The sequence below is a fragment of the Pseudomonas sp. Sample_10 genome, from assembly GCF_004321495.1.
In the GTDB taxonomy this organism is placed as follows: Bacteria; Pseudomonadota; Gammaproteobacteria; order Pseudomonadales; family Pseudomonadaceae; genus Aquipseudomonas.
In genome coordinates this window covers 1-20484 of record NZ_RCOE01000296.1, presented here as the reverse complement: position 1 = coordinate 20484, position 20484 = coordinate 1, and the positions used below count along the sequence as shown (strand labels likewise).

The 20484-nt window shown below is 59.6% G+C and carries 17 protein-coding genes; 10 read left to right on the top strand and 7 right to left on the bottom strand.

All coding sequences use genetic code 11. The annotated features are described in order from the left end of the window. Nucleotides 1–440, bottom strand: a 440-nt coding sequence (locus D8U18_RS28075; protein ID WP_131109223.1) for a MoxR family ATPase, incomplete at its 3' end; no start/stop codon positions are given. Between the two features lie 202 nt (nucleotides 441–642). Here D8U18_RS28075 and D8U18_RS28070 point away from each other — a divergent pair. Both D8U18_RS28070 and D8U18_RS28065 read left to right on the top strand, forming a co-directional pair. Continuing rightward, entirely contained in the window at nucleotides 643–873 is a 231-nt protein-coding gene (locus D8U18_RS28070; RefSeq protein WP_056855985.1) for a DUF4160 domain-containing protein, read from the top strand. Then, nucleotides 861–1361, top strand: a complete 501-nt coding sequence (locus D8U18_RS28065) for a DUF2442 domain-containing protein (protein ID WP_056855984.1) — start codon at nucleotides 861–863, stop codon at nucleotides 1359–1361. The genes D8U18_RS28070 and D8U18_RS28065 overlap by 13 nt, the downstream gene beginning before the upstream one ends. Here the strand turns inward: D8U18_RS28065 and D8U18_RS28060 are convergent. Continuing rightward, a complete protein-coding gene (locus D8U18_RS28060; protein WP_056855983.1) occupies nucleotides 1358–2434 on the bottom strand; it encodes a DUF748 domain-containing protein in 1077 nt (358 codons plus the stop codon). The two genes, D8U18_RS28065 and D8U18_RS28060, sit on opposite strands and share 4 nt — an antisense overlap. 128 nt (nucleotides 2435–2562) lie before the next feature. On the opposite strand from D8U18_RS28060, the gene cysK reads away from it, so the two are divergent. Together cysK and D8U18_RS28050 are read left to right on the top strand one after the other, a co-directional pair. Then, on the top strand, nucleotides 2563–3537 hold the full coding sequence (gene cysK / locus D8U18_RS28055; RefSeq protein ID WP_130904314.1) for a cysteine synthase A: 975 nt from the start codon (nucleotides 2563–2565) through the stop codon (nucleotides 3535–3537). A gap of 231 nt (nucleotides 3538–3768) precedes the next feature. Beyond that, complete coding sequence (locus D8U18_RS28050) at nucleotides 3769–4707, top strand: aspartyl/asparaginyl beta-hydroxylase domain-containing protein (RefSeq protein WP_131109222.1); 939 nt, start codon at nucleotides 3769–3771, stop codon at nucleotides 4705–4707. A 60-nt stretch (nucleotides 4708–4767) separates the two neighbouring features. Here the strand turns inward: D8U18_RS28050 and D8U18_RS28045 are convergent, their stop codons facing one another. The 4 genes from D8U18_RS28045 to D8U18_RS28030 all read right to left on the bottom strand — a co-directional run bounded on the left by D8U18_RS28045 (nucleotide 4768) and on the right by D8U18_RS28030 (nucleotide 8907). Next, nucleotides 4768–5709 carry a LysR family transcriptional regulator gene (locus tag D8U18_RS28045; protein WP_131109220.1) on the bottom strand — a complete coding sequence of 314 codons (942 nt, stop codon included), beginning with the start codon at nucleotides 5707–5709 and terminating at the stop codon, nucleotides 4768–4770. 69 nt (nucleotides 5710–5778) lie between these two features. Next, nucleotides 5779–7308, bottom strand: a complete 1530-nt coding sequence (locus D8U18_RS28040) for a tripartite tricarboxylate transporter permease (RefSeq protein ID WP_056855978.1) — start codon at nucleotides 7306–7308, stop codon at nucleotides 5779–5781. Next, nucleotides 7305–7838: a tripartite tricarboxylate transporter TctB family protein gene (locus D8U18_RS28035; protein ID WP_056855977.1), complete on the bottom strand. Its 534-nt coding sequence runs from the start codon at nucleotides 7836–7838 to the stop codon at nucleotides 7305–7307. Before D8U18_RS28035 ends, D8U18_RS28040 begins: the two co-directional genes overlap by 4 nt. A gap of 52 nt (nucleotides 7839–7890) precedes the next feature. Beyond that, entirely contained in the window at nucleotides 7891–8907 is a 1017-nt protein-coding gene (locus D8U18_RS28030) for a tripartite tricarboxylate transporter substrate binding protein (RefSeq protein ID WP_056855976.1), read from the bottom strand. Between the two features lie 377 nt (nucleotides 8908–9284). On the opposite strand from D8U18_RS28030, the gene D8U18_RS28025 reads away from it, so the two are divergent. The 4 genes from D8U18_RS28025 to D8U18_RS28010 all read left to right on the top strand — a co-directional run bounded on the left by D8U18_RS28025 (nucleotide 9285) and on the right by D8U18_RS28010 (nucleotide 14571). After that, nucleotides 9285–10289, top strand: coding sequence for a 4-hydroxythreonine-4-phosphate dehydrogenase PdxA (locus tag D8U18_RS28025; RefSeq protein ID WP_056855975.1), 1005 nt, complete (start codon nucleotides 9285–9287; stop codon nucleotides 10287–10289). Between the two features lie 327 nt (nucleotides 10290–10616). Next, nucleotides 10617–11792 carry an L-rhamnonate dehydratase gene (locus D8U18_RS28020; RefSeq protein ID WP_056855974.1) on the top strand — a complete coding sequence of 392 codons (1176 nt, stop codon included), beginning with the start codon at nucleotides 10617–10619 and terminating at the stop codon, nucleotides 11790–11792. A gap of 53 nt (nucleotides 11793–11845) precedes the next feature. Next, nucleotides 11846–12841 (top strand): AraD1 family protein, encoded by a 996-nt coding sequence (araD1, locus tag D8U18_RS28015; protein WP_056855973.1) that lies wholly within the window; start codon nucleotides 11846–11848, stop codon nucleotides 12839–12841. 149 nt (nucleotides 12842–12990) lie between these two features. Continuing rightward, nucleotides 12991–14571: an aldehyde dehydrogenase (NADP(+)) gene (locus D8U18_RS28010; protein ID WP_130904317.1), complete on the top strand. Its 1581-nt coding sequence runs from the start codon at nucleotides 12991–12993 to the stop codon at nucleotides 14569–14571. A gap of 131 nt (nucleotides 14572–14702) precedes the next feature. Here the strand turns inward: D8U18_RS28010 and D8U18_RS28005 are convergent, their stop codons facing one another. Continuing rightward, nucleotides 14703–15611: a DMT family transporter gene (locus tag D8U18_RS28005; RefSeq protein ID WP_130906667.1), complete on the bottom strand. Its 909-nt coding sequence runs from the start codon at nucleotides 15609–15611 to the stop codon at nucleotides 14703–14705. 179 nt (nucleotides 15612–15790) lie between these two features. Here D8U18_RS28005 and aceK point away from each other — a divergent pair, with 179 nt between their 5' ends. After that, on the top strand, nucleotides 15791–17509 hold the full coding sequence (aceK, locus tag D8U18_RS28000) for a bifunctional isocitrate dehydrogenase kinase/phosphatase (RefSeq protein WP_131109218.1): 1719 nt from the start codon (nucleotides 15791–15793) through the stop codon (nucleotides 17507–17509). Between the two features lie 247 nt (nucleotides 17510–17756). Beyond that, a partial coding sequence (hrpA, locus tag D8U18_RS27995; RefSeq protein ID WP_131109216.1) for an ATP-dependent RNA helicase HrpA occupies nucleotides 17757–20484 on the top strand: 2728 nt, incomplete at its 3' end.

The following is a 20484-nucleotide window of genomic DNA, read 5'->3' as shown; positions in this document are numbered from 1 at the left end:
TTGATGGTCTCGTCGATCTCGTAAACGTAGAACTCCATCTTGTCGAGTTCTTGCAGCAGATCGTTAGGGAATTCGATGTCGGCCTTGTCGATTTCATCGATCAGCAGGATCACCCGTTCGTCGGACTCGAAGGCTTCCCAGAGCTTGCCTTTTTTCAGGTAATTACGGACGTCGTGGACCTTTTCGTTGCCCAGTTGCGAGTCGCGCAGACGGCTCACCGCGTCGTACTCGTAAAGGCCTTGATGAGCCTTGGTGGTGGATTTGATGTGCCAGGTGATCAGCTTGGCGCCAAAGGATTCGGCCAGTTGTTCGGCGAGCATGGTCTTGCCGGTGCCCGGTTCGCCCTTGACCAGCAATGGCCGCTCCAGGGTGATGGCGGCGTTGACCGCCAGCTTCAGGTCATCGGTGGCGACGTAGGCCTGGGTGCCTTCGAACTTCATCTGCTAATCCTCGAACGGTAACGCCGACCTGAAGGGCAGGGCGGGGCGCAATAAAATAGTCAGCCCCGACTATAACGCGCTGCCCGGTCGACTGTGAACGCAGACGGCTTATTCAGTCTCTGAATGGAGCGTCACATCTTGACTCAGTCTCGGCGGCTGGCCAGTATTGAGCTATCGCCACAATGGCGATAGCTTGCGATGCATGTCTACCAGATATCGGTTTCGAGATACCTATCGCATTCAGTTGCGCGAAAAGGATCATCCGCCACCTCACGTCCACCTGGTCGGTGGCGGGCTGGATGTGATGTTGAGCCTGGAAACCATCGAAGTGATGGCGGGCAAGGCACCGCCGCTGATTATCAAGGAGGCGCAGCAATGGGTCAGGGCTCATCAGGCGCAATTGCTGGAGGATTGGAAACAATGTTACCCATGAAACGACCACGATTGTCGGCGGTTCAGGCTTTGCCTGATTACCGGATGGCCCTGACCTTCATTGACGGTCAGCAATTGATTCTGGATTTGAGCCAAGACCTGCAAGCCTTTGCGGGGCTACAACCGCTGTTGGGAAGTGCTTTTGAACAGGTCGTGCTGGGGGATGACGGCTGGTTCGTCGAATGGCCCGAGCAGGACATCCAGATTGGCGCCGATACCTTGTATCTGGATGCTCTCGCGCAAAATGCGTCGGATGAAAATACCCGCATTTTTATCGACTGGCGTGCACGCACCGGCTTGTCACTCAATCAGGCCGCCGAGGCACTGGGAGTTAGCAGCCGCAGTATCAGCCGCTACAGCAGCGGTCGCGAGGCGGTGCCACGTTCTCTGGCTTTGGCGTGTCTGGGCTGGGATTATTTGCAACTGCAATCGAAAAGCCCCAGGGCAGCCGAGGAAAACGGCCGCTACATCGTCACGCGTAAGCGTTAATCGCTGTCCGGCTTCGATCGCTCGTAGCGCGCATTGAATGCCTGGATGAAACCATTGCGCAAAATCTGCAAAAACGCTTCGAAAGCGCTGATATCTTGCTGGTGCACGCTGCCGCTGAGTTCGACCCGGGTGGCGAACTGGTTTTTACCCTGATTCTTCAGCACGGTTTCGGTACCGCCCACCAGCGCTTCCCAGACTGAGCGGAACAGGCCTTTTTTTTCGTTTTCCACGTCTTGTTGCCAGTTGAATACATCGACGTCGCGCAACAGCGGCTTTATGTAGCCTTTGAGCCGGCCTTTGTTCGCTTCGGCTTCGATCACCACATCGCCATGGCCGGCATTGAAGTCGAACTTGCCATAGGCAGAAGCAAAGTCATTCATGCGTTTGAGCTCGATTTTCCTGGCTCGCATGCGGAATTCAAACTCCTCGAAATTGCTCATTGGATCGAAGGTCGCAGTGGTTTCAAGCGGTGCGTGCCCCAGCAGCAACGCCTTGCCTTCGAACCGTGCGTCGCGTTTGCCTTCGGTGTCGACCACGTTGGTCAGGTTGAAAATGCTCGCGTCGACATTGGTGGCATTCATGTTCACCGGAGGTTTTGAATTGAAGTTACGGAAACTGATTTTGCCGTCCCGGATCCGCACTTCGTTCAAGGTGATGGGCAACAGTTTGCCCAGCTGCGCCCGCCAGTCGGTGCCCTGGCCGGTCTGAGAGTTCTTTTTGTTGGCGCCACCGTCGACGAAGTTCACTTCGGGTTTGATGAACTGGACTTCGGCGACGACCGCATGGTCGTGCCAGAGCGAGTGCCAGCTGACAGAGAGGTCGATCAACGGCGCATTGACGAAGGGTACCGGTACCTTGCCATCGACCTTGACGATTTTCAGCCCGTTGATTTTGTAGGCGCCACGCCACAAGGCCAGGTCCACGTCGGTAATCTGGCCGCGATAATCGCCCATGTCTGCCAACCGGTCGTTCAAGTAGTCACGCACCAGGTAGGGCAGTGCGAAATGCAGGACAATCAGCAGCACAACAAGGCCGGCGAGGGTCCATAGCGGCCAGCTGTATCGACGTTTCATAGTGGCAAATCTCTGGCGATCTAAAGCCATTGACTGCACTGGCGTCTGGACGTTCGACCCGACTGGACGCCTACCGGCAAGAGGCTTACCTTGATGCCCTATTTCAATGCTGTCGTAAGGACCCAGCCATGAGCCGTATTTTTGCTGACAACGCCCATTCCATCGGCAATACGCCGCTGGTTCAAATCAACCGTATTGCCCCTCGCGGTGTGACCATCCTGGCCAAGATCGAAGGGCGAAACCCCGGTTACTCGGTCAAATGCCGGATTGGCGCCAACATGATCTGGGATGCCGAAGGCACCGGCAAACTCAAGCCGGGCATGACCATTGTCGAACCGACTTCCGGTAACACCGGTATTGGCCTGGCATTTGTCGCCGCCGCGCGGGGCTACAAACTGATGCTGACCATGCCGGCATCCATGAGCATCGAACGCCGCAAGGTGCTCAAGGCACTGGGGGCCGAACTGGTACTGACCGAGCCGGCCAAAGGCATGAAGGGTGCCATTGAAAAGGCCGGTGAAATCGTCGCGAGCGATCCGTCCTCGTACTTCATGCCGGCACAATTCGATAACCCGGCAAACCCGGCCATCCATGAAAAAACCACCGGTCCGGAAATCTGGAATGACACGGATGGCGCGGTGGATGTTCTGGTGGCAGGTGTAGGAACCGGTGGAACCATTACCGGTGTGTCGCGGTATATCAAGAATACCCAGGGCAAACCGATTCTCTCGGTGGCGGTCGAACCGGTCGTTTCGCCGGTGATCACTCAGTTGATGGCCGGTCAGGAAATCAAGCCGAGCCCGCACAAGATCCAGGGAATTGGTGCCGGTTTCGTGCCGAAGAACCTCGACTTGTCGATGGTTGATCGCGTCGAGCTGGTCAGCGACGAAGAGTCCAAGGCCATGGCCCTGCGTCTGATGCAGGAGGAAGGCATTCTGTGCGGTATCTCCTGCGGTGCGGCGATGGCGGTAGCGGTGAGGTTGGCCGAAACCCCGGAAATGCAGGGCAAAACCATCGTGGTGATCCTGCCGGACTCTGGGGAGCGCTACTTGTCGAGCATGTTGTTCAGCGATCTGTTTACCGACCAGGAGAACCAGCAGTAAACCGCTTTCGTTCGGGTGAGGATGGAGAAGGGGCATAGGCCTTCTCCATCGAGGCTGATGGTCGTCAGCCAGCGTTCAGGCCCTGCGTGTTAACAAGTGCTTTGTTGCGTAATCGTTAACACTGAATGTCGGGGCCGGCGGGTTTTTCCCTTGGTTGGTCGTGTTTATCATGCCAGCAGCAACGTCGGGTAAATGGCGTTGTGTAACGTGTCTGTCACCAAGGAGCTGTTGATGACCTTTTCCTTTGCCGCGAAGGCGTCGTTGTTGCTGCTGTTTCTGGGCAGTACCCTCTATGTGCATTTACGTGGCAAGGCGCGTTTGCCGGTCCTGCGCCAGTTCGTCAACCACTCGGCCCTCTTTGCCCCTTATAACGCCCTGATGTATCTGTTTTCCAGCGTGCCTTCGAAACCTTATCTGGACCGCAGCCGGTTTCCCGAGCTGGATTGTCTCAAGGACAACTGGGAAGTCATTCGCGACGAAGCGATGGACCTGTTCGACGAGGGTTACATCCGCGCTGCGGAGAAAAACAACGACGCCGGATTTGGATCGTTCTTCAAGAAAGGCTGGAAGCGCTTCTATCTCAAGTGGTACGACAAACCATTACCTTCGGCAGAGCTGCTATGTCCGAAAACAGTGGAACTGGTCAGCAGCATTCCCAACGTCAAGGGCGCGATGTTTGCGCTTCTGCCAGGCGGCAGTCACCTCAACCCGCACCGTGATCCATTCGCCGGTTCCCTGCGTTATCACCTGGGCCTGTCAACCCCGAACTCCGATGACTGCCGCATCTTCGTCGACGGTCAGGAGTACGCCTGGCGCGACGGTGAGGACGTGATGTTTGACGAGACTTATGTGCATTGGGTGAAGAACGAGACCGACAAGACTCGCGTCATCCTGTTCTGCGATATCGAGCGACCGTTAAGCAACCGATTGATGACCCGCATCAACCGTTCGATCAGTGCTTTTCTGGGCCGCGCCACCGCGCCGCAGAACCTCGATGACGAACGGGTAGGCGGGATTAATCAGGCGTATGCCTGGAGCAAGGGCTTCAGCGACACATTCAGCGGGGCAGTCAAACAGTGGAAACGCGGTAATCCCAAGGCCTACCGAGCCTTGCGCCCGGTGTTGGTGGTGGTGGTGCTGATGGTGTTGGGGTACTGGTTGTTCGGGTGATTGCCTGCATCACAAAAACTCGGATGTAGCATAGGCCCGGCACTAGGCGCCGGGCCTTTTTCATTTGCTCAACGCATGCTCGGCCCTTACCGAATTCATGAACGCCTGCATCGCCGATGACTGGATGCGATGACGTCGTGTGATCAATCCATACGGTGGCAAGCGTGCTTCGAATTTGATCGGCAACACAGCCAGCAAGTCGCGGCCGGGATAATCCTCGACCACCGACAGCGGTGTGACGCCGAGCATGTCGGTTTGTTGAATCAACGACAGCAAGGTCATGATCGAGGTGGTTTCGACGATGCTGCTCGGGATATCGACCCGGGCATTGTGGAACACCTGATTGATGATCGCGCGCATCGGGCTCGGGTGCTGTTGCAAGACCCAGGTCATGTTCTGCAACTCGGCCCAGCTCAGTTGCGTCTCCTTCGCCAATGGGTTTTGCGCACCGGCGATCACGCACAGGGCTTCTTCGCCAAGGCTGTCGAACAACAGTTCTTCGGCACGTGCGCCGACCGGGATCCGCCCCAATACGACGTCCAGTTGATCCTGCAACAGCGCCTGCACCAGCACGTCGCTGGTGTCGACTTGAATGCTCATCGACAAGCGTGGATGGCTTTGTTTCAAGGTCGCGATGGTGCGTGTCAGCAAACTCGAAGCCAGTGCCGGGATCGCGCCGACTGCCACCCGGCCCAGATTGCCGGATTCAAGTGCGACCAGTTCTTCGCGCATGCCGCTGAGTTCGGCGAAGACCATGCGCGCGTAGTAAATGACGGTTTCGCCGAACGGGGTGGGGCGCATGCCGCGGGGTAGGCGTTCGAACAACTCGACACCGAGCAAGTCCTCGGCTTCGTGGAGCATTTTGGTGGCAGCGGGTTGGGTCATGCCGATGTGATCGGCGGCGCGGCGCAGCGAACCGAATTCCTGTAACGCCAGCATCAGGCGCAGTTGGCGCAGACGCAGTCGACTATGGATGACATTGGCAACAGGAATTCGGGTCATGGGCTGCGCTCGCAGAAAAGTCTGCGGCAAGCCTGACAACAAATGTCAGGCGTTGCCAGCTTTGCTGTGTCACAGCACCGATTTTGCCTTGGCGACGTGGGATTTGCGCAAGCCCAACAGCGTGCCCAGCGCCTTGGATATCAACGGCCAGAACAGCATCAGCAGCGCTGCAGTGGTCAGGCTGCCGACCAATGGGTTGGACCAGAAAATCCCCAGTTGCCCGTCAGAGAACAGCATCGACTGACGGAATGCATCTTCGGCCTTGTCTCCCAAAACCGCCGCCAGCACCAGCGGCGCAATAGGGTAGCCGAGTTTCTTGAACAGGTAACCCAGCGCACCGAAGCCCAGCATCAGTACGACGTCGAAGAACGAGTTGTGCACCGAGTACGCGCCGATGGCACAAACCATGATGATGATCGGCGCGATGATCGAAAACGGAATGCGCAGGATCGAGGCGAACAGCGGCACAGTGGCCAACACCACGATCAGGCTGACCACGTTGCCCAGGTACATGCTGGCGATCAGGCCCCAGACGAAGTCATGTTGTTCGACAAACAGCGTCGGCCCGGGGTGCAGGCCCCAGATCATCAAGCCACCGAGCATTACCGCCGCCGTGGCCGAACCCGGAATACCCAGGGTTAGCATCGGCAGCAGCGCGCTGGTGCCGGCGGCGTGGTCGGCGGTTTCCGGGGCGATCACGCCTTCGACTTCGCCTTTGCCGAAGTTCTCGCGGTTCTTCGAAAAGCGCCGTGCCAGGCTGTAGCTCATGAACGATGCCGCCGTCGGGCCGCCGGGGGTGATGCCCATCCAGCAACCGACCAGGGTGCTGCGCACAATGGTCCACCAGTAGCGTGGCAATTTCGCCCAGGTGCGCAAGATCACCATCGGCGTAATGCGTGCGTGTTCACCGCGGAATACCAAACCTTCCTCTACGGTGCAGAGGATTTCGCCGATGCCGAACAGACCGATCACCGCCACTTCAAAACTGATCCCGGTCATCAGGATCGGCTGGTCGAACGTCAGGCGCAGGTTGCCCGAAACGGTGTCCATGCCCACGGCCGCCATGGCGAAACCGATCATCATCGCCACCACCGTTTTCAGCGGCGGGTTCTTGCTCATGCCAATGAACGTACAGAACGCCAGCAGGTACACCGCGAAAAACTCCGGTGAGCTGAAGGACATGGCGAACGCGGCGATTTTCGTCGACAGGAACGTCAGCAGCAACACGCCGCACAAGGCACCGATCAGGGCCGAACTGAACGCGGCGGTCAACGCTTCGGCAGCGCGGCCTTCACGGGCCATCGGGTAGCCGTCGAAGGTGGTCGCCACCGATGAGGGTTCACCGGGGATGTTGAACAGGATCGAGGTGATCGAGCCGCCGAACAGCGCGCCCCAATACATGCACGACAGCAGAATGATCGCCGACACGGGCGACATGGTGAAGGTCAATGGCAGCAACAGTGCCACGCCGTTGGGGGCGCCGAGACCGGGCAACACACCGACCAGGATGCCCAGCAAAACGCCGACCACCATCAGGCCAATGTGGCCCGGGGTCAGGATCAGGTTCATGCCTTGCAACAGGGAATCGAATTCGCTCATTTGAAGTTTCTCCCGGCCAGGGCAATCCAGTCGCCCATCGGACCGGCATCCAGCGGGACCTTGAACCACAGCGCGAAAATCAGATAGCTGGCAAGTACCGCGCCGAGGGACACGCTGGCGATCATCCATTTGCCGTACGGTTTTGCACGGACTTTGTCACGCCACATGAACCAGGCAATGAACGCCGCCGATGCCAGGTAGATACCGGTGAACGGCATGGCAGCCACGAACAGCGCAATCGGTACAAACACCGACATCACTTGCTTGAAGGCATCGCGATTGACGAAGGCCACGCTCAAGGCGTGCCAGCGCACCAGCGTCAACACGCCATTGGCGACGCTGGCGGCGCTCAGCAGCAGGCCGATGTAGAACGGGAAATAACCCGGCTCGGGGCCGGCATCACCCCAGCCGATGCCTTGTTCGACACTGCCGAACATCACCACGGCGCCGATCAGGGTGGTGAACAGCGTCAGGCCGAGTTCGACCCAACGGGTGCCGACCAGCGCCGGTGAATCCGAAGAATGGGACATCAAACACCTCCAGCAGGTGACGGCCGCCCTTGAGCGAGCGGCCCTGGCAACTTCAGTTTTTCAGCCAGCCGGCTTCCTTGAACACCGGAGTGACGCGGGCGGTGTCTTTTTCGATGTAGGCGGTCAACGGTTCGCCTTCGAGGAACGTCGGCACCAGCGCGTTCTGTTTGACGTAAGCCTTGAACTCATCAGTCTGGGTGACTTTGCGCATCAGCTCGACATAGAACGCCCGTTGTTCAGCGCTGACATCGCCGGGCATGAACACGGTGCGTGGGAAGCGATACTGGTCGATACCCAGACCCTGCTCATGACAGGTCGGAACGTCGGCCCAGGATTTGTCGCCGGCGACTTTTTCGGTATAGCCCATGCGCTCCTTACTGAAGACGCAGAGTGGTTCGACCTGATCGCCACGCCACTGGCTGATGCTTTCGCTGGGGTTGTTGACGTTGGCGGCGATGTGTTTGCCAGCCAGTTGGGTGGCAGCTTCACTGCCGCTCTTGAACGGGATGTACACCAGTTTGCTGTTGTTGGTCTGATTGAGCAGCAGGGTCAGGGTCTGGTCGACGTCCTTGGACTGGCTGCCACCCATGCGCAGTTTCGATGGATCAGCCTTGGCCGCTTCGTAGAAACCTTTCGCGTCTTTCCACGGCGCGCCTTTGTAGCTCCAGAGAATGAAGTCATCTTCGGCCACGGCGGCAATCGGGGTCAGTTCCTGCCATTGATAGCCGAGCTTGGACACCAGCGGCAGCAAATAAATGTTGTTGGTACCGATCACCAGTTTCTCGGCATCGCCTTTGTTCATCTTCATGTCGAGGAACGCTTCGGCACCGTTGCCGCCGCCCTTGTTGAGAACGATGGTGTTGACGTCGAGCAGCTTGTGGGTGGTGATGATCGACTGTATCAGGCGACCGAGTTGGTCGGTGCCGCCACCGGGGCCACCGGCAACGACGATTTCGACGTTCTTGTCCGGTTGCCAGGCGGCCTGAGCAAGAGCAGGAAGCGCGCCAGCGGCGACCAGGGTGCAGCCAAGAAACAGACGGGATGTGCGACGGACGAATGCATTTCGCATGATGGAAGAGCCTCGTTTTTGTATTTGTTATAAGTGACTTGTCTGCGCAGTGAAGCCGCAAGCCTGGTCCTGAGTGTGGGAAGGTGTTGTCGCCGCGTCTAGTCAAAACAATACATACACCGATAGCCTGGGGTTATAGCTTGTAAAACGAGGCTGAAGTTATTGCAGGGGTGAGCCTGCTCGCAATGGAATCGGCACATGACATAACCCGAGGCTATCGCCTTATTTCAAGTTTTGATTAGACGGTTATCACCAGGCCTTTGATAGTACTCAGCAATGCCGCATGTGGGAGGCTAATGATGTCCCATACAAGAACAATAAAAGAGGTTCGCGCCATGGCTCGTCCCAGCGTGGCCTGAACCCTTGAGGAGTGAAGCATGAAAAAAACCACGATTGCCATGGTCCTCGGAGACCCTGCGGGCATTGGCCCGGAGTTGATTGCACGTCTGCTGGCCGAACCGGAAGTACGCAACAAGGCCAACGTGATCCTGATCGCCGACGAAGCGGAAATGCGTCGCGGCATGCGCATCGCCGCCGTGGAATTCCCCTATCGCCGGGTAGAGTCACTTGAGCAGCTATCGTTCGTTGATGAGACGCCACTTTTTTACGACTTTCGCGGCGACGCGATCGGTGAATTCCCGCGCAGCGAAGCCAGTGTGATTGGCGGTCGCTACAGCCTCGACACGCTGGAACAGGCCCTGCGCCTGACCGAAGCGGGGACTACCGATGCGATCCTGTTCGGCCCCCTGAACAAGACCTCACTGCACATGGCCGGTATGGCGCACAACGACGAATTGCACTGGTTTGCCGAGTTGCTGGATTTCCACGGACCGTTTTGCGAATTCAACGTGCTCGACAATCTGTGGACTTCACGGGTGACGTCACACGTCGCCCTGGCCGAGGTCTCGGGCCTGCTCAGCCAGGAGCGGGTGGTGGAAGCGATTCAATTGATCGATACCGCGCTCAAGCGCAACGGCCTGGAGAAACCGCGCATCGGCGTTTGCGGCCTGAACCCGCACAACGGCGACAACGGCTCGTTCGGCCGCGAAGAACTGGACATCATCGGCCCGGCGGTGCGCTCGGCGCAGGCACTGGGCATTGCAGCGGAAGGGCCGTATCCCGGGGACACGATTTTCTTGAAGGTACAGGGCGATGCCAGTGCCTTCGACGCGGTTGTCACCATGTACCACGACCAGGGCCAGATCGCGATCAAGTTGATGGGCTTCTCCCGTGGCGTGACGGTGCAGGGCGGCTTGCCAATCCCGATCACCACTCCGGCCCATGGCACTGCGTTTGATATTGCAGGGCAGGGCAAGGCCAATGTCGGCGCCACGCGCCAGGCGTTCGAGATTGCTTGCCGGATGGGCGCCAACAGCTACTGATCCACTTTTTCCAACAACCTGAACTCCCTGTGGGAGCGGGCTCGCCCGCGATAGCGGTCTGTCAGTTACAGCACATGTGACTGACCTGACGCCATCGCGGGCAAGCCCGCTCCCACAGTTTTTTTGCGTGCCGGTTCGATAACCCTACCTCGCTACAAAATCCTTTATGTGATCACCCCTGGTTATCGCCGGATACGCATAAGTGATTATCCGCAGTCCCCGCACGCTGGCTAAAGTCGCCCCATCGAATGCCGGAGCCCTCCCAGAAAAGGCGCTGTGCACACGACTGACAATGACAAGAAGCCGACAGCCCAAGGAACTGTATTCATGAAAATCAAAGCGATCCGTACCCGCGTATTCGAGTGGAAAGGCAAAGTCGTTCCACCGCAAGCGCACTTCTGCACCAACGCCAGCGACATCCTGTTCGAGCGCGGCGACGCCATGGGCTCGTTCCGTTTCCACGGCTGGCTGGTGGTGGAAGTCGAGACCGACACCGGTCTTGTCGGCATCGGTAACTGCGCCTTGGCACCCCGTGTGGCCAAGGAAATCATCGACACCTACCTGGCCCCGATCGCCATCGGCGAAGACCCGTTCGACAACGAATACATCTGGCAGAAAATGTACCGCCAGAGCCACGCCTGGGGCCGCAAAGGTATCGGCATGGCGGCGATCTCGGCGATCGACATCGCCATCTGGGACATCATGGGCAAAGCCGTCAACAAACCGGTGTTCAAGTTGCTTGGCGGGCGCACCAAGGAAAAGATCTGGACCTACGCCTCCAAGCTCTACGCCAACGACAACCTCGACCTGTTCCTCGAAGAAGCCCAAGGCTATCTGAATCAGGGTTTCACCGCGCTGAAGATGCGCTTCGGCTACGGTCCGAAAGACGGCCCGGCGGGCATGCGTCGCAACATCGAACAAGTGCGTGCCCTGCGCCAACTGGCCGGCCCTGACGTCGACATCATGCTCGAATGCTACATGGGCTGGACCCTGGAATACGCACGTCGCATGTTGCCGAAGCTGGCCGAATTCGAACCGCGCTGGCTGGAAGAGCCGGTGATCGCCGATGACATCGAAGGCTACATCGAACTGAAAAAAATGGGGATCATGCCGATCTCCGGCGGCGAGCACGAATTCACCTCCTACGGTTTCAAGGACTTGCTGGAACGCCGCGCCGTCGACGTGATCCAGTACGACACCAACCGCGTCGGCGGCATCACCGCTGCGCGCAAGATCAACGCCATGGCCGAAGCCTGGTCGGTGCCGGTGATCCCTCACGCCGGGCAGATGCACAACTATCACCTGACCATGTCTACCACCGCCTCACCGATGGCAGAGTTCTTCCCGGTGTTCGACGTCGAAGTCGGCAACGAACTGTTCTACTACGTGTTCAAAGGCGAGCCGCAACCGGTCAACGGCTACATCCAGCTCGATGACCACAAGCCGGGCCTGGGCCTGGAAATCTCCGATGAATACCTGAGCGACTTCAACATCATCGAGTGACCTGCAGGCGCCGTCACTCAGCGGCGCCCACCCTGACTTTCTGGAGGGCCACCATGCGCCTGATTCAATTCGAAAACGCCGCCGGGGAACGCCAGGTCGGACTCGTCGACGGGGCACAAGTCCAAGTGCTTCAGGGCACCCGCAACACCCGTGAACTGGCACTTGCAGCGATCCGCGGCAAGCGCAGCCTGCAAGAGGAGGTCGCCTCGCGCGGTACAGCGCCGGGCCCGGATTACGCACAGCTGTTGCAACAAGGCAAAGTCCTGCCACCACTGGACCATGAAGACCCGGCGCATTGCCTGATCAGCGGCACCGGTCTGACGCATCTGGGCAGCGCCTCGGCGCGGGACAAAATGCACCAGCATGACGGTGCGGTCGAAGCCGGCATGACCGACACCATGCGCATTTTCAAATGGGGCCTTGAAGGCGGCAAGCCCGCGGCGGGGCAGGTCGGTGCGCAACCGGAATGGTTCTACAAGGGCGACGGCAGTATCGTCGTGCGCCCCGGCGCGGACTTCCCGGTGCCGCCGTTCGCCGAAGATGCCGGCGAAGAGCCGGAGCTGACCGGCCTGTACGTGATTGGCGACGATGGCCTGCCGTATCGGGTCGGTTATGCATTGGGTAATGAGTTCTCCGACCACGTCATGGAACGGCGCAATTACCTGTACCTCGCCCACTCGAAGTTGCGCAGTTGCTCCTACGGTCCGGAATTGCGCGTTGGGGAGCTGCCCAAGCACCTGGTCGGCACCAGCCGCATCAAACGCAATGGCGAAACGATCTGGGAGAAGGAATTTCTCAGCGGCGAAGACAACATGTGCCACAGCCTGGCCAACCTCGAATTCCATCACTTCAAATACGCGCAGTTTTTGCGTCCCGGCGATGTTCATGTGCATTACTTCGGCACCGCTACCCTGTCATTCGCCGACGGTGTGAAGACCCAGCCCGGGGATCGTTTTCAGATCAGCCTCGATGAGTTCGGCGCGCCGCTGGTCAACGGTATCGGCGAAAGTGCCCAGCCGTTGGGCATCGGGCAGGTGCGCACCCTCTGACAAGGATCGGGAAAATCCGACGAACCTGCGGAAGCTGGCTTGCCAGCGATTGGCCCTCAAGCCCTGCACCGATTTTTCGGATGCCATCGCCGGCAAGCCGGCTCCCACAGGTCGCGTACCCGTTCCTGCAAATCTTCAGGAAGTTTCTTATGACCACGCTTCTCGGACACAACTACATCGGCGGCCGTCGCAGCGCCAACGGCACCTTGCAACTGCAAAGCCTCGATGCGACCACCGGCGAGCCCTTGCCCGGCCATTTCTTTCAAGCATCGGAAGCCGAAGTGGATGCCGCCGCCAAAGCCGCCGCGGCGGCGTACCCGATCTACCGCAACCTGAGCGCGGAAAAGCGCGCGAAGTTTCTCGATGCAATCGCCGATGAAATCGATGCATTGGGCGATGACTTCGTCGCCACCGTCTGCCGAGAAACCGCCTTGCCTGTCGGACGTATCCAGGGTGAGCGCGGGCGAACCAGCGGCCAGTTGCGCCTGTTTGCCAAGGTGCTGCGACGCGGTGATTTCTACGGCGCGCGCATCGACCGCGCGTTACCTGATCGCCAGCCTCTGCCACGCCCGGATCTGCGTCAGTACCGCATCGCCCTGGGACCGGTGGCGGTGTTCGGCGCGAGCAACTTTCCGCTGGCGTTTTCCACGGCTGGCGGTGACACCGCTTCGGCGCTCGCCGCCGGTTGCCCGGTGGTGTTCAAGGCTCACAGCGGGCACATGGCAACCGCCGAGTGGGTAGCGGACGCGATCATCCGTGCCGCCGAACGCACGGAAATGCCCGCGGGCGTGTTCAACATGATTTATGGCGGTGGCGTCGGCGAATGGCTGGTCAAGCATCCGGCGATCCAGGCGGTGGGCTTCACCGGTTCGCTCAAGGGTGGCAATGCCTTGAGCCACATGGCCGCCACCCGGCCGCAGCCGATCCCGGTGTTTGCCGAAATGTCGAGCATCAACCCGGTATTCCTGCTGCCCGAAGCATTGGCGGTGCGCGGCGAACAGATCGCCGCACAACTGGCCGCTTCGGTGACGCTCGGCTGTGGCCAGTTTTGTACCAATCCGGGATTGGTCATCGGCCTGCGGTCGCCGCAGTTCAGCCTGTTTCTGCAAACCTTCTGCGCGAGCATGAACCAGCAACCGCCACAAACCATGCTCAACGCTGGTGCCCTGGCCAGTTACGGTCGAGGTCTTGGCGAGTTGCACGAACATCCGGGCCTGACGCATGTGGCCGGTAAGCCGCAACAGGGCAATCAGGCGCAGCCGCAAGTGTTCAAGGCCGATGTCAGCCTGTTGCTCAAGGGCGATGAATTGTTGCAGGAGGAGGTGTTCGGGCCGACCACCATCGTCATCGAAGTTGAAGATCGCGCGCAGTTGGCGGCAGCGTTGCACGGCCTGCGCGGGCAATTGACGGCGACGTTGATCGGCGAGCCGGACGAGTTGCTGGAGTACCGCTGGCTGGCTGAAATGCTGCAAGAGAAAGTCGGGCGGATCCTGCTCAACGGCTATCCGACCGGAGTCGAAGTGTGTGAGGCGATGGTGCATGGCGGGCCGTATCCGGCGACGTCTGACTCGCGGGGAACGTCGGTGGGCACGCTGGCCATCGACCGCTTTCTGCGACCGGTGTGCTTCCAGAATTATCCGGATGGGTTGTTGCCCGAGGCGTTGCAGAACGCCAATCCGCTGGGAATTCGGCGGCTGGTGGATGGGGAGGTGAGTGCTTCGGCCTTGTAGTGTCTGAACTGACGCCATCGCTGGCAAGCCAGCTCCCACAGTGATGGGTGTCGTGCACATGATTTGTGCTTGGCACTGAACCCTGTGGGAGCTGGCTTGCCAGCGATGGCGTCATCAGCCGCACTACAAATCTACTTGGCCGCCACCACAGCGCCCTTCATCACTGTGGGCTTCAACACCATCCACAACGCCACCGCAATCAACAAGCCGCCATAGACATGCGCCATCGACAGCGGCTCATCCAGAAACAGTGCGCCCCACAACACGCCGAACAGCGGAATCAGGAAGGTCGTGGTCATCGACTTTACCGGGCCGACCGAACTCAGCAGGCGGAAGTAAATGATGTACGCAAACGCCGTGCATCCCAGGCCCAATCCCAGCAATGATAGCCAGACACTCCAACCGCCCCAGCTGGCGGGTGGTTGGCTGATCACGCTGTAGCCAAATAGCGGCAGCAGGAACAACGTCGCCCCCAGCATGCTGCCCAGCGCCGACAAACGGCTGTCCAGACCGCCGGCCTGATCCAGCCATCGGCGCGCCAGAAACCCGGCAAATCCGTAGCAAGTGGTTGCGAGCAGGCAGGCGACGGCTCCCATCAGCAGTTCCATATCGAACGCCACCGGACCGGCACGGGTCAGCACGCCCACGCCGAACAACCCGAGGAATACGCCGCCGAGCTTGGCGCCAGTGAGCCTTTCATGAAAAAACAGGCCGCCGATCAGCACGCCCATCAACGGTGTGGTGGCATTGAAAATCGACGAATAGCCCGCCGGAAGCACCTGCGCGGCCACCGAATAGAGCGTCGCCGGAATGCCGGAGTTGATCACCCCGAGCAGCATCACGGTTTTGAGTTTGCCCTTGAAATCCCAACTGATGCGCATCAGCCCGAGGATCACCAGCAGTCCGGCAGCGGCGATCGAGACGCGGAAAAAAGCGGTAGGAAGGCTGCCGATCACCGGCGCAATGATGCGCATGAACAGGAAGCTCGCACCCCAAATGGCCGCAAGCGACAGTAATCGGAATAAATCGACAGGGTTCACAGCACATTCCTTCCTTGTTGGGGACGAGAGTGTTGCCGAGCGCCTGATCGATGGCAACCGGAAAACGAGCAGAGAACTCTCAAGCGCCTCAATCCCATGGCGCCCGGAAAATTACGCTTCTCCTGCACCCGCTTCACTGGCTAAGCTCAGGGCTCACGAATTCCCGCAGAGGTCTCACCATGCCGCAGCAATGGCCAGCCGCCGACATCGCCCGCTTGATCCTCGATGGCTTTGACGATTACCGCGAGCATTTTCGCCAGATCACCGACGGCGCCCGGGCGCGCTTCGAACAGGCCAAGTGGCAGGAGGCGCAGGCGGCGTCGGCCGCGCGGATCAACCTGTACGAAGAAAAGGTCAGTGAAACGGTGGGCCGCCTGCGCACTGCCTTTGACCCCGACACACTGGACGTCAGTTGCTGGCCGCTGGTGAAAAGCGCTTACATCAGTCTGATCGACTTGCGCTTCGACGATGAACTGTCCGAAACCTGGTACAACTCGATTTTCTGCGGCCTGTTCAGCCATGACCTGATCAGCGATGGCTGCATGTTCATCCACACCACCCGGCCAAGCCTGCGCCGGGCTCGTGCTGCGCAAACCCGCACCTACAAGCCTCAGGGACAGTTGTCCGGGATGCTCGCGAGCATCTTTGCCGACTACCGTTTCAGCGAGGAATACGCCGACTTGCCCGGCGACCTGAAGCGTCTCGAAGCACAACTGCGCGAGAACCTCCCGGACTGGGTGTGCAAGGACCCGGACCTGAGCGTCGAACTGTTTTCCTCGGTGCTGTACCGCAACAAGGGCGCGTACCTGGTGGGGCGCATCTACACCGCCGATGAGCAATGGCCGCTGGCAATCCCGCTGCTGCACCTTGAGGGGCGCGGCATCCAGATCGATGCGCTGATCACCGACGAAGCGGACGTGTCGATCATCTTCTCGTTCACCCGTTCGTATTTCATGGTGGATGTGCCGGTTCCGGCGGAGTTCATCGGCTTCCTCAAACGCATCCTGCCGGGCAAGCACATCGCCGAGCTGTACACCTCGATCGGTTTCTACAAGCACGGCAAGTCCGAGTTCTACCGGGCGTTGATCAATCACCTGGCCAACACCGACGACCAGTTCATCATGGCCCCCGGCGTGCGTGGCATGGTGATGAGCGTGTTTACCCTGCCGGGGTTCAACACCGTTTTCAAAATCATCAAGGACCGGTTTTCGCCGTCGAAAAACGTCGACCGCGCCACGGTGATCGAAAAGTACCGCCTGGTGAAAAGCGTCGACCGCGTCGGGCGCATGGCCGATACCCAGGAGTTTGCCGACTTCCGTTTCCCGTTGAGCAAGTTCGATCCGGCGTGCCTGGAAGAGTTGCTTGAAGTCGCGCCATCGACGGTGTCGGTGGAAGGCGACACGGTGCTGATCCGCCACTGCTGGACCGAACGCCGCATGACCCCGCTGAACCTGTACCTGGAAAACGCCAACGAAGCGCAGGTACACGAGGCATTGGAAGATTACGGCCTGGCGATCAAGCAATTGGCGGCGGCGAACATTTTTCCCGGTGACATGCTGCTGAAAAACTTCGGCGTAACCCGTCACGGCCGCGTGGTGTTCTACGACTACGACGAAATCTGTTTCCTGACCGAAGCCAATTTCCGCCACATCCCGCAACCGCGGACCCCGGAAGACGAAATGGCGTCCGAACCGTGGTACTCGATCGGGCCGCTGGATGTTTTCCCCGAAGAATTTCCGCCGTTTCTGTTTGCCGATTCCGGACAACGCAAGCTGTTCGAACGTTTGCATGGCGAGTTGTACAACGCCGATTACTGGAAAAGCCTGCAAGAGGCGATTCGGGCGGGGAAGGTGATTGATGTGTTTCCTTATCGGCGTAAAGGCCTGGACAGCGAGTAGATCAGGCTGGCTCGGACCACTGTGGCGAGGGAGCTTGCTCCCGCTGGGGTGCGAGGCACCCCTAAAACCAGGCGCCGCGTAGTTTCAGACTTACCGAGATCACCTGTTAGCGACTGCTGCGCAGCCGAACGGGAGCAAGCTCCCTCGCCACAAAAGCTCCCTCGCCACAAAGGCCCTCTCGCCACAGAAGTGGCCAAATCTGCGACAATCGCGCCCTGCGCCACTAGAAGACTGAATTGCATCCCCGATGACCGACGAATCGCCCTCCATCGACAAACTGCTGAAAAACCTCGATCACGCCATGCTCGCCGACCGCCACCGGCTGCGGCGGCAGTTGCTTGAGCTGCGCAAGAATCCCGACGAAGCCAAATTGGCCCAATGGGTGGCGCGCCTGCAGGCGTCCAGTGATCAGGTGCTGGCCCGCCGCGCCAGCCTGCCGGTGATTCGTTACGACGACAGCCTGCCGATCGCCGCCAAACGCGACGAAATCAAAGAGGCACTGCTCAAGCATCAGGTGCTGATCATCGCCGGCGAAACCGGTTCGGGCAAAACCACCCAGTTGCCGAAAATCTGCCTGGAAATCGGTCGCGGCCAACACGGCCTGATCGGCCACACCCAACCGCGGCGGATCGCTGCGCGCAGTGTCGCCAGTCGGGTCGCCGAAGAGCTGGGTACGCCGTTGGGCGCGTTGGTCGGTTATCAGGTGCGCTTCGAGGATCAAAGCGACTCCAATACCCTGATCAAGCTGATGACCGACGGCATCCTGCTGGCGGAAACCCAGAACGACCGCTATCTGGAACGCTACGACACGATCATCGTCGACGAAGCCCACGAACGCAGCCTCAACATCGACTTCCTGCTCGGCTATCTGAAAACCCTGCTGCCGCGCCGTCCGGACCTGAAAGTCATCATCACCTCGGCGACCATTGATCTTGAGCGTTTCTCCAAGCATTTCGATGATGCGCCGATTGTTGAAGTCTCCGGCCGAACGTTCCCGGTGGACACCTGGTATCGCCCGCTGACCCTGGAACAGGACGAAGAGGGCAACCGCGTCGAGGATGACTTGACCGTGGATCAAGCGATTCTCGCGACTCTCGACGAAATCGCCGCTTATGAGCGCAGTGAACGACGCAGTCCTGGTGACGTGCTGGTGTTCCTGCCGGGCGAGCGCGAAATTCGCGACGCCGCCGACATGCTGCGCAAGGCCCAGCTCAAGCACACCGAGATTTTGCCGTTGTACGCGCGGCTGTCGCCAGCCGAGCAACAACGGATTTTCCAGTCGCATCCAGGCCGTCGCGTGGTGCTGGCGACCAACGTCGCCGAAACCTCGCTGACTGTGCCGGGCATTCGTTACGTGATCGACAGCGGCACCGCGCGCATCAGCCGCTACAGTTATCGCGCCAAGGTCCAGCGTCTGCCCATCGAAGCGATCTCCCAGGCCAGCGCCAACCAGCGCAAGGGCCGTTGCGGGCGAGTCGAGCCGGGCATCTGCGTACGGCTCTACAGCGAAGAAGATTTCCTCGGGCGTCCGGAATTTACCGACCCGGAAATTCTGCGTACCAACCTCGCGGCGGTGATTTTGCAGATGCTGCACCTGCGCCTCGGCGAGGTCACTGCGTTTCCATTTATCGAGCCGCCGGATGGCAAGGCCATCAGCGACGGCTACAACCTGCTGCAAGAGCTCTCGGCGGTGGACCGCAACAGCCAACTGACCCCGCTCGGTCGTCAACTGGCGCGATTGCCGGTGGACCCGCGCATGGGGCGCATGTTGCTCGAAGCGGCCAAGCTCGGCAGCTTGCAGGAAGTGTTGATCGTCGCCAGCGCCATGTCGATCCAGGACCCGCGCGAGCGGCCGCCAGAGCGTCAACAAGCGGCCGACCAGGCCCACGCACAATGGAAGGACGCCGACTCGGACTTCGCCGGGCTGGTCAATCTGTGGCGCGGTTTCGAAGAACAGCGCCAGGCGCTGACCGCCAGTCCGCTGCGTAACTGGTGCCGCAAGAATTTCCTGAATTACCTGCGCCTGCGCGAATGGCGCGATTCCCATCGCCAGTTGAGCCTGATCTGCCGCGACATGCAGCTGAGTCTCAACAAAGAGCCGGCGGACTATCCCAAACTGCACAAAGCAGTGCTGGTTGGCCTGTTAAGCCAGATCGGCCAGAAAACCGAGGACGGCGACTATCTTGGCGCCCGACAGCGGCGATTCTGGATTCACCCGTCGTCGGGCATTGGCAAAAAACGCCCGCAATGGCTGATGGCGGCCGAACTGGTGGAAACCACCAAGCTTTACGCACGAATGGTGGCGAAGATCGATGCCGACTGGATCGAACCGCTGGCCGGGCATTTGATCAAGAAAAACCACTTCGAACCCCATTGGGAGAAGAAGCGCGGGCAAGTCGTGGCGTTCGAGCAGATCACCCTGTTCGGGCTGATTGTGGTCGGTCGCCGGCCGGTGCATTACGGCCCGGTCGACCCGGTGGTGTCGCGTGAGCTGTTTATCCGCGAAGCGCTGGTGCGCGGTGAAATCCAATCGAAAGCCAAGTGCCTGACCGCCAACAAGCAGCTGCTGGAGCAGCTCGACGAACTGGAAGCCAAGGCCCGTCGCCGCGACATTCTCGCCGATGAAGAAACCCTGTACGCCTTCTACGATGCGCGGCTGCCGGCGGAAATTCACCAGACCGCGACGTTCGACAGCTGGTATCGGATCAACAGCCAGAAAGATCCGCAGCTGCTGATCATGCGCGAAGAAGACGTGCTGGCCCGCGAAGCCAGTGAAGTCACCGCGCAGCATTACCCGGACACGCTGCACATCGGCGATCTGGAGTTGGCCCTGAGTTACCACTTCGAACCGAATCACCCGCGCGACGGCGTGACCCTGCGCGTACCGGCGCCGCTGTTGCCGATGCTGCCACCGGAACGCCTGGAATGGCTGGTGCCGGGGCTGATCGAAGCCAAGTGCATTGCCCTGGTGCGCA